Raw genomic sequence first — 18,160 nt, 5'->3', positions numbered from 1 at the left:
AATAGTGAGATAAAGTGAAACTTCCATCAGTGGGGATTCTCTTCATCCCCCACTGATGGTTAGTTGAACCAATCGGGCTTTTACGGGCAGTTATCCCCCACCTATCTTCTTTGCTTCTCTCTCCATCTTGAGGTGAGGGTCTTAGTCTTACTGCCCGTTAATGCGGGATACAGTACGAAACACAAAAAAGTGACTTAGTACAACACTAAGCCACTTTTCTTTTCTATTAACGAGGAATAGATTGTATAACTTCAAGTAATTGCGTTCTTTCTGCCTCAGTTAATGGTAGAAGAGGTAAACGAACAGAACCAACATCTAACCCTACGATTTGCAGTGCTGTTTTGACAGGAGTTGGACTCGGTGCCATAAATAGTGCATTCGTCACTCTTACTAACAATTGATGAAGCGTTTGTGCTGTTTTCATATCGCCAGTTTGGAATGCTGCAATCATGTCTTGCATTTCGTTACCAATAACATGAGAAGCAACAGATACAATACCTTTCGCTCCAATTGCCATCGCTGGCAATGTTAAGCCATCATCACCGCTGTATACAGCAAAATTATCATCTGTTTTTTCAATGATTTCTGTCATTGTTAATACATCGCCGCCTGCATCCTTGATTGCAACAATGTTTGGAATTTGTGATAAACGAACAACTGTATCAACAGAAATTTGTACAATAGATCGGCCTGGAACGTTATATAACATAACCGGCAGTTTTGTACTTTCAGCAATTGTTTTAAAGTGCTGATACATACCTTCTTGACTTGGTTTATTATAATACGGTGCAACTAGCATAATCGCATCTACACCTACTTCTTCTGCTTTTTGCGTAAGCTCCGTAGAAGCATGTGTATTATTGCTACCAGTTCCAGCAATTACAGGCACTCTTTTATCGACAACAGATACAACATGGCGATATAACGCTACTTTTTCTTCAGATGTTAATGTAGGAGACTCACCTGTTGTTCCCCCTACAACGATTGCTGTTGTACCGTTATCAATTAAATAATTTACCAATTTTGTTGTCTTTACAAAGTCGATATTTCCATTCTTATCAAATGGTGTGACCATCGCCGTTGCAATTGTCCCAAAATCTATCATGGTCTCACTCCTTATAATTCCAGTTGCTTTTCTTTTGAAAGCTCAAATGCACGATGAAGCGCATTTACAGCATCTACTAGTTTCTCTTCCTTAACAAGCACCCATATTGTTGTATGGCTATCTGCAGATTGTAATATTTGAACACCATTTTCAGCTAATGCTGTTACAATTTTTGCAGTAACACCCGGAACACCTGCGATACCAGCTCCAACAATGGATACTTTCGCGCAGTGCTCAGTTACAATTGGATTATATCCAAGTTTATGCAGTACTTCGACAGCTCGGCCTGTAACCTCATCACTAACTGTGTATGCTACACCAGTAGGAGAAATATTAATTAAATCTACGCTAATCTTTTCATTTGCCATTTCTTTGAACACTTCTGTTTGTAAATCGTATGCCCCGTCCTTGGCCAACACTTTAATTTGCGTTACATTAGAAACATGAGCAATACCAGTTACAGGACGCTCTTGTACATCGCGACCTTTTGTCGCACCATCATACGCTGCAATCAGAGTTCCTTCGCTATCAGAATATGTTGAACGCACACGCAGTGGCACTTTTGCATGCATCGCAATTTCAACTGCACGCGGATGAACGACTTTTGCACCTTGATATGCCATATTACAAATTTCATTATATGTTACATTTTCAAGGTGACGCGCATCTTTTACAATACGTGGATCAGCAGTCATTACACCTTCTACATCTGTAAAAATATCAATATACTCAGCATGAAGTGCAACACCCAACGCTGATGCTGATGTATCACTACCTCCGCGTCCAAGTGTTGTCGTATCGCCTTCTTTCGTTCGGCCTTGGAATCCCGTTACGACGACTACATCAACTTCTTCTAATTCCTTCAAAATGCGCTCACAATCCATCTCAATAATCTTTGCATTGGTAAAGTCATCATTTGTAATGAATCCAGCTTGTGCACCGTTAAACGCTGCAGCCTTCACACCATTTTCATTTAGCATATTTGAAAACACAATCGCCGAAATTAGCTCACCGCAAGACAACAATAAATCTTGCTCGCGTTTTGAAATAAACGATTGCTTCTCATTTACAAGGTTTAATAATGTATCCGTTGCATAAGGCTCACCTACACGGCCCATCGCAGATACAACAACTACAGTTTTATAGCCTTCTTTCAATGATTTTTGAATGTGATGAAGAGCATGCTTTCGACCGTTTTCATCACGCACAGATGTTCCACCGAATTTTTGGACAATAATTTTCATTTTTGCACCTTCTTTTAGCCGTTTACACTAATTGTAATTTCACTAATCGTTCTGCAATTTGAACAGAGTTCCATGCAGCACCTTTTAATAAGTTATCAGATACGACCCAAAGATGGAATCCTTTATCATTGTTTAAATCTTTACGGATACGACCAACGAATACTTCGTTTTTACCAACTGCAGTTGCCGGCATTGGGTATACTTGTTCTGCTGGATTATCTTGCAGTACAATTCCTTCTGCGTTCGCTAACAGATTACGTAGTTCTTCTACTGTTACACCTTCTTTTTCCACTTCAATGTAAACAGATTCAGAGTGACCTGATACAACTGGTAAGCGTACGCATGTTGCCGCTACTTCAAGCTCTGGCATATGCATAATTTTCTTCGTTTCATTAATCATTTTCATTTCTTCAAATGTAAAGCCATTATCTTCGAACTTATCAATTTGTGGAATCGCATTGAATGCAATTTGATAATGTTTTTCATCACCTTTTACAGGTAAAACATTTGCTTTTACTTCTTCGCCGTTTAAAATGGCTTGTGATTGTTCATGAAGCTCTTCAATTGCAGCAGCCCCTGCACCTGATACAGCTTGATATGTGGAAACGATTACTCGTTTTAAACCAAAGTGCTGACGAACTGGTTCGAGAGCAACTACCATTTGAATTGTAGAACAGTTTGGATTTGCAATGATTCCGTTATGTTCTAATAAGTCTTTTTCGTTTACTTCTGGTACAACAAGCGGAACATTTTCTGTCATGCGGAACGCACTAGTATTATCAACAACGATTGCACCGCGCTTTGCTGCTTCTGGTGCTAATTGTTTTGATACAGATCCACCCGCACTAAAGAGTGCAATATCCACTCCTTCAAAGCTTTCAGGAGTAGCTTCTTGTACTGTTACTTCTTCTCCTTTAAATAAAAGCGTTTTGCCTGCAGAACGTTTAGATGAAAGTAACGTTAATTTTCCAATTGGAAAATCACGTTGCTCTAAAGTATTTAACATTTGTTCACCAACTGCGCCGGTTGCTCCAACTACAGCGACATGAAAAGATTTTTTCTTTTCCATCACCATGCCCCTTTCTAGGTACCAATCCTTCTATACTTAGAATAAAAAGGAGTAACAAATACTCCTTCTAATTCTTAATAGAATTAATTTTATCATATTCTGCGAGAAGAATGATGGTTTCATGAAAAAAATTGTCTGTTTTTTGTTTTTTAATTCATGTATCTGAATTTTTCTACAACTACAGGTTGCAGTTGTTTCCCTTCCATCGCTTCAACCATTGTATCTTGCAACAATTCCATACGCGCTACCATAGAATTCGGTTTATTATGCGGTGCATCTTGCCCAAACGGTACAAAATAAATATTTTTCGTTGCCATCAAACGCATCATATTCACTCCGTTTAATCCGAGAGCATCATTTGTTGAAACAGCTAATACAACAGGTTTACCATTTCTTAGTGTCGCTTTCGCTGCCATTAATACAGGAGAATCTGTCATTGCATTTGCAAACTTACTCATCGTATTCCCTGTTAACGGAGCTATAACCATACAGTCTAGCGGAATTTTCGGACCAAGCGGCTCTGCTTTTACGATAGAGTCAATTACTTTATGACCTGTAATAGTTTCTATCTTTTCAACCCACTCTGCCCCTTCACCAAACCTCGTATTTGTCGTTTGCAATGTGTACGATATGATAGGTAACACTTCGGCTCCATCTGCAACAAGCTTCTCTAAATACGGCATGACTTCTGCATACGTACAATGCGAACCTGTTAATCCAAAACCAATTCGTTTGCCTTTTACACTCATTTTTTCTTCTCCTTTCTCACTTCTATATCTGCCATTAATAAATTAGAAAGGACGTTCGCAAGAATTTGCCCTGCTGTTTTTGGTGCAACAATTCCTGGCAGTCCAGGTGCTAACAATGCTTTAATGCCTCGCTTTTCCGCATACCGGAAATCTGTTCCGCCTGGTTTAGAAGCTAAATCGATAATCAATGTGTGAGCTGGCATTTTTGAAATTACACTTGCTGTTACAACAAGATACGGAATTGTATTAATTACAATATCGGCATCTTGCACCTCTTGCTCTATATCTCGCATTTGAAATGGCGTAAATGTCATCTCTGTGATACGAGCAATATGCTCAGAGCGCCGAGCACCTACCTTCACTTTTGCTCCTAGCGACTGAAATGCTCTCGCTACACTCATTCCAGTTCTCCCAAACCCCAATACCATTACTTTAGAGCCATGAATTGTATAATCTGTATGTTGAATAACCATCATGATGGTCCCTTCAACCGTTGGAATTGAATTATAAATTGCCACATCATCACGATCAAACAATTTGATAAGTTTTCGATTCGTAGAAGAAGCAATTGTATCTAAGTAAGTGTTACTAATACCTGAATATATCGTAAAATGTGCTGGTGTGTTTTCAATTTGCTCTTTCGTAATTATCACTTTTTTATTAGAAAAAATTGTATCGATTTGTCCGTTTGCATCAGTTCCAGCTACCGGCAAAATGATGGCATCTAAAGAAGTAAAATCAAGATTCTGCATACTCTCTTTTGCTGCTCCTGTAAATCCATGATCAAGTTGATCAAAGCCTACTAATGAGAGTTTTGCATCAAGCTCAACTAGCTTACGAATAACTTCAAGCTGCCGTGCATCTCCTCCTATGACAGCAATATGGATATCAGTCAACATCCTTTACTTCACCTTCTTTTTCTCTCATTATAAGAAAAGCGCCTACTTTTTTCGTTTTCCTCCACATCATATGTAATATACGAGTATAAGGTGATTGAAAAACCAAAAGTAAGGATGATTTACATCTATGGATTTCCACAATAAAAAAAGACAACCACAATGGTCATCTTTTAAACAGGATCTGAATAATTAGCAAGATCAAAAATAATCATATCCTGCCCTACTTTTTTAATTCTGCCCCACTCCACACGCACTTCTTGTTGCCCTCGTTTGAACCCTCCCCATTTCCCAACAGGAATAATGAGCGCTTGAACTTTACCATCTCTCTCATCAATCTCTAAGTCCGCATGCCCAAGTACTCCCATTCTCTCCGCACGCTGTAAATCAACAATTTCTTTCCCGCTCAATTCACTTAATCGCATTCCATCCTCTCCTTATAAAACGTTCTAATTTGAAGATTTCTTTTATCCCGCATTAACAGGCAGTAAAACCCCCACCTCAAGATTGAGAGAGAAGCAAAGAAGATAGGTCGGGTATAACTGCCCGTAAATGCCCGATTAGTTCAACTAACCCTCAGTGGGGGAAGTTTCACTTTATATTAAGTACCTATTCTAGTCTTGTAAAAAAAATGCCTACCAGTTTTGCCCCCATGTATATAAAAAAACCGTTTCTCCTTAATAAGAAACGGTTTCATAAACATATTTATTTTTTACTTATTCCTTTTGGAAGCTCTCCATTTGGACTAATAAGCGCTGCAGAAAACTCGTCTGTAAACATATTACGAATCAGCGTATCTACATCCGCTTTTGTAACACTGTTTACACTTTCAATAATTTCATCTAAAGAGCGGTGTTTTTTCAGCAGCAACTCATTTTTACCATTGCGGCTCATACGACTATTTGTACTTTCTAAACTTAACATAAGATTTCCTTTTAGTTGCTCTTTACTGTTAAGTAATTCTTTTTCTGTAATTCCTTTATCTTTTAGTATATCTAGTGTTTGCTGAATAGTTTCGTACAGCGTATCTAGCTGCTGACTACCCGTTCCTCCGTAAATTGTTAACATCCCTGTATCTTCATAAGAAGAATGATAAGAAAATACAGAGTATGCTAATCCACGTTGCTCACGCACTTCTTGGAACAGACGGCTACTCATGCTGCCACCTAAAATATTATTTAATACAATTAAATTATGAATATTTTCGTCACCCATCTGTAATCCATTAAATCCTAAACATAAATGAGCTTGTTCTGTTTCTTTTTTGCGCGCTACTTTATTCGGGTGAAAAACAGGCTTATGTACTTGTTCGCGATTTGTCGTTCCTTCATAATTTCCAAAATATTGTTCGACGATTTGAACAAAGGATTCGTCAATATTACCAGCGACGGAAACAACGACATTTTCTGGCGTATAATGATCTTTTATATATTGACGAAGCGTATCACCTGTAAATGTGTCAAGGGTTTGCTCTGTTCCTAAAATCGGATATGCTAGCGGATGCGTTTCATACGTCGCCTTCGTTAACATATCGTGAACAATATCATCTGGTGTATCTTCATACATTTTAATTTCTTCGAACACAACGTTCTTTTCTTTTTTCAATTCTTCTTCAACAAACGTTGAATTAAAGAACATGTCCGCTAAAATATCAAGTGCGTATTTCGCATGCTCATCTAATACTTTTGCATAGTAACATGTGTATTCCTTTGATGTAAACGCATTAACTTGTCCGCCAATGCTGTCGAAGGATTCTGCAATTTCTCTAGCACTACGTGTTTTCGTTCCTTTAAAAAACATGTGTTCTAAAAAGTGAGAAATCCCATTATTCTTTTCATTTTCATTTCGTGATCCCGCATGAATCCATACTCCAATTGCAACAGAACGTACTGTTGGAATATTCTCCATTACGATTCTTACTCCATTTTTACACGTATATTTTTTGATCAAATGCCTTCCTCCTATTGACAAATTCTCTGTAAAAAGTTTCTATTATATAATCATAACAAGTTTAACAGCGAATGTCATGCAAATGTGTTTAATCAATACGCTTTTCGTCTACTAAAGCTGATACATTCCCTACCGTATACCCTCTCTCTTTTAGCTTTGAAATCAATGTATCAAGTGATTCTGCTGAAGAAGAAGTAGGATGCATTAAAATAATGGCACCGGGATGTACTTTACTTAACACTCGCTGTAGCAACACATGCGGTTCTGGTCGTTTCCAATCAATTGTATCTACCGTCCACATAATCGTTCCCATTTTTAGTTTTGCAGCAGTATGGACAACATCATCACGAAAACTACCACTTGGCGGTGCAAACCAGCGTACCTTTTGATTCGTCGCTGCTTCAATGACTTGATTCGTTTTTTGCAATTGTTCATAAATTGCATCAACCGACAAAGTGCTCATATCAGGATGCGTATACGAATGATTTCCCACTTCCTGATTTGCATCTGCAATCATTTTTGCAAAACGTAAATTTTCTTTTACCCATCTTCCTTCTAGAAAAAAAGTTGCTGTAACCTGATGTTTTTGCAGTACTTCTAACATCCGAGAAAGATATTCGTTCCCCCAGGCAACATTAATAGTAAGCGCAACCATTTTTTTACTTGGATTCCCTCTATAAATAGGAGCGGGAGATAAATCTTCTAAATGCACTTGAGGCGATACCTCTCGATATACCAACTGTTTCTCATCAAAGCTACCCTTCCTCTTCATGTTATCATAGGAAGCTCTTATATCTACTGCTTTTCCATTGTAACCTGGCGTTGCTTTCCATACTTTATCAATACATGCATTTTGTGCTGGAATCGTATATACTTTCGCTTTTTCTTCAATCTCTTCGTACAAATGGTCTTTTGCATATGATATATGCGAAAAATGCTGAGCTGAGAACAATAAAATAACTATAAGTAAAATGATGCGAGTTTTCATAAAAGTACCCTCCAGTAAAATGAAACTTCTATCATTAGGCGTGCTGTTTAGTCCAATCTCACTTCTCTTCTTTCCCTAAATGCTAAGACTGGATTTACAGCTCGTTAAAGCAGAATAGTAAAAATCTCCTTTTCTTATCATTGTTAATTTAAACGTTCTCGTTAAAACTATACTCTGTTATATACAAAAAAACCTCGAGATATATCCCAAGGTTTTATACATAATAAAAAAGCCAAGGAATTCCTTGGCTTTTAGCTTATTCTTGTTCTTGCTTTGCTGCTTCTTGTTTTGCTGCTTCTTTTTCTTGCTCTTCTTTAAGCAATACTTTTCTAGACAAGTTTACACGACCTTGTTTGTCAATCTCGATAACTTTTACTGAAATCTCATCACCGATTTTCACAACATCTTCTACTTTGCCTACACGCTCAAGTGCTAGTTCAGAGATATGAACAAGACCGTCTTTCCCACTGAATAATTCAACGAAAGCACCGAATTTTTCAATTCGTTTTACTTTTCCTAAGTAAATTTCACCTACTTGTACTTCACGAACGATATCTTCGATAATTTTCTTCGCTTTTTCATTCATTTCTTGATCAATAGATGAAATAAAGACTGTACCATCTTGTTCAATATCAATTTTCACGCCTGTTTCTTCAATAATCTTGTTAATTTGTTTTCCACTTGGCCCAATAACATCACGGATTTTATCCGGATTGATTGTCATTGTAACAATCTTAGGAGCATATTGAGATAACTCTGTACGAGGCTCAGCAATAACAGATAACATGTGATCCAAAATGTGCATGCGTCCAACTTTTGCTTGTTGCAATGCTTCTTCTAAAATTTCACGAGATAAACCTTCAATTTTAATATCCATTTGAAGTGCTGTTACACCTTTAGCTGTACCAGCTACTTTAAAGTCCATATCACCTAAGTGATCTTCCATACCTTGGATATCTGTTAAAATTGTGTAGTGTTCACCAGACTTCACAAGTCCCATTGCAATACCAGCAACTGGTGCTTTAAGTGGAACACCTGCATCCATCATCGCTAATGTACTTCCGCAAATACTTGCTTGCGAAGTAGAACCATTTGATTCTAATACTTCTGATACGAGACGAACTGTATACGGGAAGTCTTTTTCAGATGGAATAACTGGCTCAAGAGCACGCTCACCTAATGCACCATGACCGATTTCACGACGACCTGGACCACGCATTGGTCTTGTTTCTCCGACACTAAAGGACGGGAAGTTATAATGATGCATAAAACGTTTTGATTCTTCTACACCAAGACCATCTAAAATTTGTACATCGCCTAATGCACCTAACGTACAAATACTTAGTGCTTGCGTTTGTCCACGTGTAAATAAACCAGAACCATGCGTACGAGATAAAATTCCTACCTCTGATGCTAAAGGACGAATTTCATCAGCTTTACGACCATCCGGACGCACTTTTTCAACTGTAATAAGACGACGTACTTCTTCTTTTACAATTTTATATAAAATCTCACTTACTTGTCCTAATGTTTCTGCATCAGCTTCATTCGCTTCATAATGCTCAATTACACGTTTTTTCACTTCATTAATTGCATCTTCACGTGCATGTTTCTCATGAACTTGGATAGCAGCAAGCATATCTTTTTCTGCCATTTCACGTACATCTTGGTTGATTGTAGCGTCAACTTCATACAGTTTAACTTCTGTTTTCTCTTTACCAACTGCTTGTACAATCTCTTCTTGGAAAGCGATTAAGCGTTTAATCTCATCATGACCGAACATAATTGCTTCTAACATTGTTTCTTCAGGTACTTGATCTGCACCTGCTTCTACCATGTTAATAGCATCTTTTGTTCCAGCAACAACAAGGTGAATATCACTTTTCTCTTGTTGTTCAACTGTTGGATTAATAATAAACTCTCCATCAATACGGCCAACTGTCGCACCAGCGATCGGACCTTCAAACGGAACATCTGAAATCGATAACGCTAATGAAGAACCAAGCATAGCTGCCATTTCTGAAGAGCAATCTTGATCCACACTCATAACGATGCTGACAACTTGCACTTCATTACGGAAGCCATCAGCAAAAAGAGGACGAATTGGACGATCAATTAAACGGCTTGCTAAGATCGCTTTTTCACTTGGACGACCTTCACGTTTAATAAAACCGCCTGGAATTTTCCCTACTGCATATAAACGCTCTTCATAGTTTACTGTTAGTGGAAAAAAATCTACATTTTTTGCCTCTTTTGATGCAGTTGCTGTAGATAGAACCGCTGTGTCGCCATATCTCACTAATACTGCTCCATTTGCTTGCTTTGCAAGCTGACCTGTTTCAATTGTTAGCTGACGACCAGCCAAATCTATCGAGAAGACTTGCTTTTCGTGACTCATTTAAGTACCCCTCTCAATTTAAAGTATTCAGTTCTTCTATGTAAATGAATAATATATCACAATATTCTTCCTCTAGTATTACCGAAAATTCAGTAAGCTATCAAGAGTCGAAGATATATTTTTACCTAACAAAAAAGCGGGAATATTCCCGCTTTTTTGACTATCGACGTAATCCAAGCTTTGTGATTAGTTCACGGTAGCGAGTGATGTCGTTGTTACGAAGGTAAGTAAGTAAGTTACGACGTTTACCAACCATCTTTAAAAGACCGCGACGTGAATGATGATCTTTCTTGTGAGTACGTAAGTGCTCATTTAGAGTGTTAATTTGCTCCGTTAGGACAGCAACTTGAACTTCTGGAGAACCAGTATCAGTCTCATGAGTTCTAAATTGTGCAATGATTTCATTTTTACGCTCTTGTGTTAAAGCCATCCTATTTCACCTCCTAAGTAATAAATCCCCAATTACCTAGCAAACGTCGGTGAGTCGTAATGCCAAGCAATGGTTATTTTAAAGTACATAAGATAGAATACTACTTTTCATTCGAAAAAGCAAGTATATTATTTGCACGGTTAAAATAATCTTCTGCTACTTTTTTATCTTTTGCAATTTGTACAACTAACTCATTAATACCATTAAATTTCTTTTCTTCGCGAATTCGCATATGCCACTCTACAACAACAGACTCATCATATATATCACGCTGAAATTCAAAAAGATGCACTTCAATAGAAAGCTGCTTTTCACTTTCCTTAAAAGTCGGTTTATATCCGATATTACATACACCTTCATGCCACTCATCATTTACTTTCATTCGAACGGCGTATACACCAACAGGCGGTAAAAGATATTCATCATTTAGAGCAATATTTGCTGTCGGAAAACCAATTTGGCGTCCGCGCTTATCTCCATGAACAACTGTTCCTTCAACAGTATATGGTCTGCCTAAAATAGATGGTATTTGTTCCATTTCTCCATTGCGAATATGTTTTCGCAATAATGTGGAACTTACTTTTTCTTCTTGAAATTCTACTTTTTCAATCACGGTTTGTGTAAACTCCCCTCTTGCATGAAATGGCAAAGTTTCCATCGTCCCTTTTCCTAAACGTCCATATGAATAATCAAAGCCTGCTACAACATGCTGTACATTCAGCCCAATGATATAATCATCTACAAATTGTTGTGGCAATAGATTTGCAAATGCTTCGTCAAATTTCACAACATATAAAATATCAATTCCTAAACTTGCAATTACTTTTTCTTTACTTCGTAAAGGCGTAATATACTCTACATGCGCTTCCTTTTTCCCTAATACAACAGACGGATGTGGATGAAAAGTCATAACAGCACTTTTAAATCCTCGTTCTTCCGCCACCTTTTTTGCAGTATGAATGACACGTTGATGACCTAAGTGAATACCATCAAAATACCCTAATGCCATTACAGTAGACTCTATTTCCGCTTTATTTAATGCATGAGGATGAGTTAAATGAATGAGTTTCACGCTTGAATTCACCTTTTTCTATAATAATCCTTCTAATTATTCATTATAGCTGTAATTCTTGATTATTCACAAGTACTTTCATTGGTTTCAACATCCCTGGACGTTTTGGATGATGCTCATAAATCGCTAAACAGCGTTTATGAGCATCAAAGACTGTAATAAATGGCGCGATCAATTGCTCTTTATTCGGTAAGAACATACCATTCTTTACTTTTTCTGCTTGTTCTTCATTAACAATTATTTTTGGAAACTTATGTAATGCTTCATCAATGGAAATAAAGATAGATTCCACTGTTTCATTGTGCACGTTTTGCTCAATTTCTTCAAATGATATGCAATCTTCTAAGTGAAACTCTCCTGATGCTGTTCGTACAAGATCTGACATATGCGCTGGAAATCCAAGCTTTTCCCCAATCATCACAGCTAATGTTCTCACGTATGTTCCTTTGCTACAAGTCACTCGAAAACGGAAGGAAACTGTTGCACCCTCAAACACCTCACGGTCATCAAGTAAAGTAAAGTCATGAATTGTAATTGTACGAACTGGACGCTCTACTTCTATTCCCGCCCTTGCATATTCATATAATTTCTTTCCATTCACTTTTACAGCTGAGTACATCGGTGGTACTTGTTCAAGTGTTCCCGTTAACTCTGCTAATACAGATTCTACTTCTTTACGTGTAATAATACGATTTACAGCCTGTTTTTCAACAATTTCACCTGAAGCATCTTCTGTAGTTGTCGAAAAGCCTAGCGTGACTTCACCTTCATATGTTTTTGTTTCACTCGTTAAAAACTGTGCAATTTTTGTAGCACGTCCTACACAAATCGGTAATACACCTGTTACATCCGGGTCTAAAGTTCCTGTATGCCCTATGCGTTTCTCTCTTAATATTTTTCTTAACTTAAATACGCAATCATGCGATGTCATTCCTTTTGGTTTATGTAATAACACTACACCTTCCATATGTTCACCTCATTGTTATACTTTTGTATGTCAAATTTACTTCAGATTGAAAAAAATGGATAGACAAGTGTCTATCCATTATTCTTCACGTTTACCGTCTTTATTAATTTCGTGTAAAAGCGTATCAATTCGATGACCATATCCAATCGATTCATCAAATTCAAAGGAGATTTCAGGTGTTTTACGAAGACGAATACGTTGTCCAATTTCGGAACGAATAAAGCCTTTCGCCTTTGCTAAGCCTTTTAACGTATTTTCCTTCTGCTCTTCGTCTCCTAAAACAGAAATATATACTTTGGCAATCTGTAAATCCCCACTTACTTGCACATCTGTTACCGTCACAAAACCGATACGTGGATCTTTAATTTTGCGACTGATAATTTCGCCTAATTCTTTCTTCATTTGCTCGCCCACGCGATTTGCACGTAGCTTCATAACTAATCACCTCATTCAATACCATTCCAATTGTGTTATCGTACGTTCAATCTCAGGAAATGAGTCAATATATTCAAGTACACGATTCATTTCTTTTTCGCAGACAACACGATTTGAGGATACGGAAACGATTGCAATTTCTGTACGTTGCCATACATCCTGGTGTCCAACTTCTGAAACAGATACATTGTAACGCTGTTTCACACGAGTTAAAATACGCTGTAAAATTGCTCGTTTCTCTTTTAAAGAATGCACATCATAAATCATACATTCGAATGAGAGCGAAGCGATAATCATCGCTTCACTTCTTCCATAATGTACGCCTCAATGATGTCCCCTTCTTTAAGATCATTATATCTTTCAATTGTAATACCACACTCATAGTTTTGTGCAACTTCTTTTACGTCATCTTTGAAACGTTTTAACGTATCAAGCTGTCCTTCGAAAATAACTACGCCATCACGAATGATACGTACGCCGCTATCACGTGTGATTTTACCATCAGTTACGTAACATCCTGCAATTGTTCCAACTTTCGTTACTTTGAATGTTTGACGAACTTCTGCTTGACCGATTACTTTTTCTACGAATTCAGGATCTAGCATACCTTGCATTGCTGCTTCAATTTCTTCGATTACTTTGTAAATAATACGGTGTAAACGAATATCAACATTTTCTAATTCAGCTGTACGTTTCGCGTTTACATCAGGACGTACGTTAAATCCGATTACGATTGCATTTGATGCAGAAGCTAAAATAATATCAGATTCTGTAATTGCACCTACGCCAGTATGGATGATTTTCACTTTTACGCCTTCAACATCAATTTTACGAAGTGATGCTGCCATTGCTTCTACAGAACCTTGTACGTCTGCCTTCACAATTAGGTTAATTTCTTTTACATCGCCTTCTTGAATTTGTTGGAATAAATCTTCAAGGCTTAGTTTAGATTTTTCACCGCGCTGTGCAAGCAATGCTTGTTGTGCACGTGATTCACCGATTTGGCGTGCTTTCTTCTCGTCAGCAAATGCCATAAAGCGATCGCCAGCTTGTGGTACTTCGTTTAAGCCTGTAATTTCAACAGGAGTAGACGGACCAGCAACTTTTACACGACGACCAATATCATTTACCATCGCACGAACACGGCCGAATGATGTACCAACAACGATTGGGTCTCCTACTCGAAGTGTACCGTTTTGAACAAGTAATGTCGCGATTGTTCCTTTACCTTTATCAAGCTGTGCTTCGATTACTGTACCAGTTGCATAGCGATTTGGATTTGCCTTATATTCTTCTACTTCACTTACAAGAAGAATCATTTCTAATAAGTTGTCAATTCCTTCGCCTTTAATCGCAGCAATCGGTACGAAAATTGTATCGCCGCCCCAAGCTTCTGGAACTAACTCATATTCAGTTAACTCTTGCATTACGCGATCTGGATTTGCTGATGGTTTATCCATTTTATTCACAGCAACGATAATTGGTACTCCAGCTGCTTTCGCGTGGTTAATCGCTTCAACCGTTTGTGGCATAACACCGTCATCAGCTGCCACAACAAGAATTGTAATATCCGTAACTTGTGCACCGCGTGCACGCATTGTTGTAAACGCTGCGTGACCTGGTGTATCTAAGAACGTAATTTTTTTGTCGTTTACTTCTACTTGGTATGCACCGATATGCTGTGTAATTCCGCCAGCTTCACCAGCAGTTACTTTTGAATTACGAATAGAGTCAAGTAATGTTGTTTTACCATGGTCAACGTGTCCCATAATTGTAACGACAGCTGGACGTTCTTTTAAGTTTTCTTCATCGTCTTGCTCGTCCATAAACGTTTCAAATTCTGTTTCACTAACAATCACTTCTTCTTCTACTTCAATACCGTAATCACTAGCAATCAGCTCAATTGTATCTTTATCTAAATCTTGGTTAATTGTTGCCATGATTCCAAGCATAAAGAGCTTTTTAATAATTTCAGATGGCTCTTTACTTAATTTTTTTGCCAATTCGCCTACAGCAAGTGTACCAGAGAAAGTGATTTTATCTGGTGTTTCTACCGTTTGCGTTTGTTGTCTTCCAGCAAAGTTTTCTTGACGTTTGTCTTGATTCCCTTTACCTTTTTTCTTATTCTTATTGCTGTTCTTTTTGCTACGAACAACTTTTTCCTCTACTTCAAACTCATCTGCAACAGAAGTTTTTTCTGCTCCATCATTATATTGATTATCTAACTTGTTTACTACTTCATCATCTAACATCGCCATATGATTCGATACCTCAATATTCATTTCTTTTAGTTTTGTAATAATATCTTTACTTGAGATATTGTGTTTTTTTGCATATTCATATACTCGAATTTTGCTCATACCTTCACCCCCGGTAAGTTGTATCGAGCATGCTAAGCAGCTTCTTAGCAAAGCCGTCATCTAACACCGCTACAACGACTCGTTCTTCTCTCCCAATCGCATGCCCTAACTCTTGTCGATTTTCGACTTTTCTCATTGGTACGTTGTAGAACGTTGTTTTGTCCGTAATACGCTTTGTTGTATTTGCTGACGCATCTTCAGAAAGCAATACGAGCTTTGCCTTACCGCCTCGAACTTCTTTTAAAACAAGCTCTTCACCCGATATAATCTTTCGGGCCCGATTAGCTAGCCCTAAAAACGATTTCCAATTGGACACTTACTTCGACTCCTTCTCAACAAGCTCAATTAGCTCTTCATAAAGAGAGTCATCAATTTTCGCTTTTAGGTGATGTTCCAAGACATTCTTTTTTTTCGCCTGAGAAATGCATTCTTTATCTTTTGACAAGTATGCACCGCGTCCTGATTGTTTGCCTGTTAAATCAATAGACACGACTCCCTCTTTGGAACGAACAATGCGAATGAGCTCGCGTTTTGATTTCATCTCTTGTGTTACAACACATTTTCGTAACGGAACTTTTCGATTGCTCACGTTCATCACCTCTATTCGATTTCGTCTTCAGCAGAATCGAATGCGATCATCATATCTTCTTCTGTTAAAAGTCCTAGTTGTTTCGCATCAGACTCACTTTTAATATCAATTTTCCAGGCAGTTAACTTCGCTGCAAGTCGTGCATTTTGACCACGCTTACCAATCGCTAAAGAAAGCTGATGATCTGGAACAATTACAGTGGTTGCTTTTTCTTCTTCGTTTACAAGTACTTTTACAACTTGTGATGGACTCAATGCATTTGCTACATATTCAACTGGATCATTTGACCAGCGAACAATATCAATTTTTTCACCTTTTAGCTCATCTACAATGCGTTGTACACGTTGTCCTTTCGGCCCTACACAAGAACCTACTGGATCTACATCTATGTTTTCAGAGTACACAGAGATTTTAGAACGATCTCCAGCTTCACGTGCTACAGAACGAATTTCTACAGTTCCATCATAAATCTCTGGCACTTCAATTTCAAACAGACGCTTTAAAAGACCTGGATGTGTACGAGATACATAAATTTGTGGCCCTTTTGTTGTTTTCTCTACTTTTGTAATGAAAACACGAATGCGATCATGCGGTTTATATTGTTCGTTTGGCATTTGCTCACTTACAGGTAAAAGCGCTTCTACTTTTCCTAAACTTACATAAATAAAGCGAGCATCTTGACGTTGTACAATACCAACCATAATGTCTTCTTCACGATCGCTAAACTCAGAATAAATAACGCCACGCTCTGCTTCGCGTACACGTTGCGTCACAACTTGTTTTGCTGTTTGCGCTGCAATACGTCCGAAATCTTTTGGCGTAACTTCAATTTCTAATACGTCGCCCTCTTGATAGTTCGGATTAATTTGTCTTGCTTTTTCAACAGAAATTTCAAGACGTGGATCAAATACATTTTCCACTACATCTTTACGCGCTAATACTTGAATAGTTCCAACTTCAGGGTTGAAGCTAACGCGAACATTTTGCGCTTGGTTAAAATTTCGTTTATAAGCAGAGATTAAAGCTGCTTCAATAGCATCAATAATAATATCTTTGCTTATACCTTTTTCTTGTTCTAATACGAGCAAAGCATCTAACAACTCAGTGCTCATGAGGATCCCCCTTCTTACTAAAACGTAACTGCAAGTCGCGCATTGGCAACTTTATCCATTGGAATTTGGATTTCTTTTTTACGTGTTTTAATTGTTAATAGTAATGTGATTGTTGTTCCATCGTACGCGAGTAGTTTTCCTTCAAACATTTTCTCACCATCGATTGGCTCATATGTTTTAATCGCAACTTGTTTTCCTACTGCTTGCTGGAAATCTTTTTCTTTCTTTAATGGACGCTCCGCTCCTGGAGAGGATACATCTAAAAAGTAAAGATGAGGAATTGGATCCTCTTTATCTAAAGCTTCACTTAATCGCTCACTTACCGCACCACATTCCTCAATATCTACTCCTGTATCAGAGTCAATGGATACGCGTAAAAACCAATCTTTTCCTTCTTTCACATACTCTACATCTACAAGCTCAAGACCAAGCTCTTCGACAATTGGCTGCGCAAGTGCTTCAACAATTTCTGTAACTTTCTTATCCATAAACAGCCTCCTTTCTGCCGCCATGTGCCGTTTGAAAGATTTCACCCTGCGTATAGTTAACCAACGCAGCTTATATATTCTTTCTCGTTAGCTAACAAAAGCCCCTGCCAATAAGCAGGGAATATCTGTCTTAGTATTACCAAATTTAAGAAGTAAAACTTGTAACAAAATATGTATATACGACAGAAGCGCCTCATCTATCGTCTTGGCGCAGAAACATAGATAGTAACACGAAAGAGTGGGTTTCCCCACTCTTTTTTTAAAAAAATATACATGACATGGTTATCTCGCTTACTAGTATAGCATAG

Annotated in this window: 19 protein-coding genes; all 19 read right to left on the bottom strand. The window is 37.9% G+C overall.

Going from position 1 to position 18,160, the window contains the following annotated elements; all coding sequences use genetic code 11:
- Window positions 1–226: 226 nt before the first annotated feature.
- On the bottom strand, window positions 227–1,105 hold the full coding sequence (gene dapA, locus CN326_RS14480) for a 4-hydroxy-tetrahydrodipicolinate synthase (protein WP_098309711.1): 879 nt from the start codon (window positions 1,103–1,105) through the stop codon (window positions 227–229).
- Between the two features lie 11 nt (window positions 1,106–1,116).
- Window positions 1,117–2,349, bottom strand: coding sequence for an aspartate kinase (gene dapG / locus CN326_RS14475; RefSeq protein WP_098309710.1), 1,233 nt, complete (start codon window positions 2,347–2,349; stop codon window positions 1,117–1,119).
- Between the two features lie 22 nt (window positions 2,350–2,371).
- Window positions 2,372–3,418 carry an aspartate-semialdehyde dehydrogenase gene (asd, locus tag CN326_RS14470; protein WP_098309709.1) on the bottom strand — a complete coding sequence of 349 codons (1,047 nt, stop codon included), beginning with the start codon at window positions 3,416–3,418 and terminating at the stop codon, window positions 2,372–2,374.
- Between the two features lie 149 nt (window positions 3,419–3,567).
- Window positions 3,568–4,167 carry a dipicolinate synthase subunit B gene (locus CN326_RS14465; RefSeq protein WP_098309708.1) on the bottom strand — a complete coding sequence of 200 codons (600 nt, stop codon included), beginning with the start codon at window positions 4,165–4,167 and terminating at the stop codon, window positions 3,568–3,570.
- Window positions 4,164–5,066, bottom strand: a complete 903-nt coding sequence (dpaA, locus tag CN326_RS14460) for a dipicolinic acid synthetase subunit A (RefSeq protein ID WP_098309707.1) — start codon at window positions 5,064–5,066, stop codon at window positions 4,164–4,166. The genes CN326_RS14465 and dpaA overlap by 4 nt, the downstream gene beginning before the upstream one ends.
- Before the next feature lie 170 nt (window positions 5,067–5,236).
- Window positions 5,237–5,488 (bottom strand): YlmC/YmxH family sporulation protein, encoded by a 252-nt coding sequence (locus CN326_RS14455; RefSeq protein ID WP_098309706.1) that lies wholly within the window; start codon window positions 5,486–5,488, stop codon window positions 5,237–5,239.
- 280 nt (window positions 5,489–5,768) lie between these two features.
- On the bottom strand, window positions 5,769–7,013 hold the full coding sequence (locus CN326_RS14450) for a M16 family metallopeptidase (protein WP_098309705.1): 1,245 nt from the start codon (window positions 7,011–7,013) through the stop codon (window positions 5,769–5,771).
- 88 nt (window positions 7,014–7,101) lie between these two features.
- Window positions 7,102–8,001 (bottom strand): polysaccharide deacetylase family protein, encoded by a 900-nt coding sequence (locus CN326_RS14445; protein WP_098309704.1) that lies wholly within the window; start codon window positions 7,999–8,001, stop codon window positions 7,102–7,104.
- A 256-nt stretch (window positions 8,002–8,257) separates the two neighbouring features.
- On the bottom strand, window positions 8,258–10,399 hold the full coding sequence (gene pnp / locus CN326_RS14440; RefSeq protein ID WP_098309703.1) for a polyribonucleotide nucleotidyltransferase: 2,142 nt from the start codon (window positions 10,397–10,399) through the stop codon (window positions 8,258–8,260).
- 160 nt (window positions 10,400–10,559) lie between these two features.
- Window positions 10,560–10,829: a 30S ribosomal protein S15 gene (gene rpsO / locus CN326_RS14435; RefSeq protein WP_020059143.1), complete on the bottom strand. Its 270-nt coding sequence runs from the start codon at window positions 10,827–10,829 to the stop codon at window positions 10,560–10,562.
- Between the two features lie 100 nt (window positions 10,830–10,929).
- The gene (ribF, locus tag CN326_RS14430; protein WP_098309702.1) at window positions 10,930–11,901 is read right to left on the bottom strand and encodes a bifunctional riboflavin kinase/FAD synthetase; all 972 of its coding nucleotides are present in this window, start codon (window positions 11,899–11,901) and stop codon (window positions 10,930–10,932) included.
- Between the two features lie 43 nt (window positions 11,902–11,944).
- On the bottom strand, window positions 11,945–12,868 hold the full coding sequence (gene truB / locus CN326_RS14425; protein ID WP_098309701.1) for a tRNA pseudouridine(55) synthase TruB: 924 nt from the start codon (window positions 12,866–12,868) through the stop codon (window positions 11,945–11,947).
- Window positions 12,869–12,946: 78 nt separating this feature from the next.
- A complete protein-coding gene (gene rbfA, locus CN326_RS14420; protein WP_035428960.1) occupies window positions 12,947–13,303 on the bottom strand; it encodes a 30S ribosome-binding factor RbfA in 357 nt (118 codons plus the stop codon).
- Window positions 13,304–13,318: 15 nt separating this feature from the next.
- Window positions 13,319–13,600: a DUF503 domain-containing protein gene (locus tag CN326_RS14415; RefSeq protein ID WP_098309700.1), complete on the bottom strand. Its 282-nt coding sequence runs from the start codon at window positions 13,598–13,600 to the stop codon at window positions 13,319–13,321.
- Window positions 13,597–15,663 carry a translation initiation factor IF-2 gene (gene infB, locus CN326_RS14410; RefSeq protein ID WP_098309699.1) on the bottom strand — a complete coding sequence of 689 codons (2,067 nt, stop codon included), beginning with the start codon at window positions 15,661–15,663 and terminating at the stop codon, window positions 13,597–13,599. Before infB ends, CN326_RS14415 begins: the two co-directional genes overlap by 4 nt.
- A 4-nt stretch (window positions 15,664–15,667) precedes the next feature.
- The gene (locus tag CN326_RS14405) at window positions 15,668–15,979 is read right to left on the bottom strand and encodes a YlxQ family RNA-binding protein (RefSeq protein WP_020059149.1); all 312 of its coding nucleotides are present in this window, start codon (window positions 15,977–15,979) and stop codon (window positions 15,668–15,670) included.
- Window positions 15,980–16,252 (bottom strand): RNase P modulator RnpM, encoded by a 273-nt coding sequence (rnpM, locus tag CN326_RS14400; RefSeq protein ID WP_020059150.1) that lies wholly within the window; start codon window positions 16,250–16,252, stop codon window positions 15,980–15,982.
- Window positions 16,253–16,263: 11 nt separating this feature from the next.
- Window positions 16,264–17,364: a transcription termination factor NusA gene (nusA, locus tag CN326_RS14395; RefSeq protein WP_098309698.1), complete on the bottom strand. Its 1,101-nt coding sequence runs from the start codon at window positions 17,362–17,364 to the stop codon at window positions 16,264–16,266.
- Between the two features lie 17 nt (window positions 17,365–17,381).
- Complete coding sequence (gene rimP, locus CN326_RS14390; RefSeq protein ID WP_098309697.1) at window positions 17,382–17,852, bottom strand: ribosome maturation factor RimP; 471 nt, start codon at window positions 17,850–17,852, stop codon at window positions 17,382–17,384.
- Window positions 17,853–18,160: the final 308 nt, after the last annotated feature.

This window comes from Bacillus sp. AFS018417, assembly GCF_002560985.1.
Taxonomy (GTDB): domain Bacteria; phylum Bacillota; class Bacilli; order Bacillales; family Bacillaceae_G; genus Bacillus_A; species Bacillus_A rhizoplanae.
Note: the sequence above shows the minus strand (reverse complement) of the source record. Positions and strands in the feature narration are given on the sequence as shown.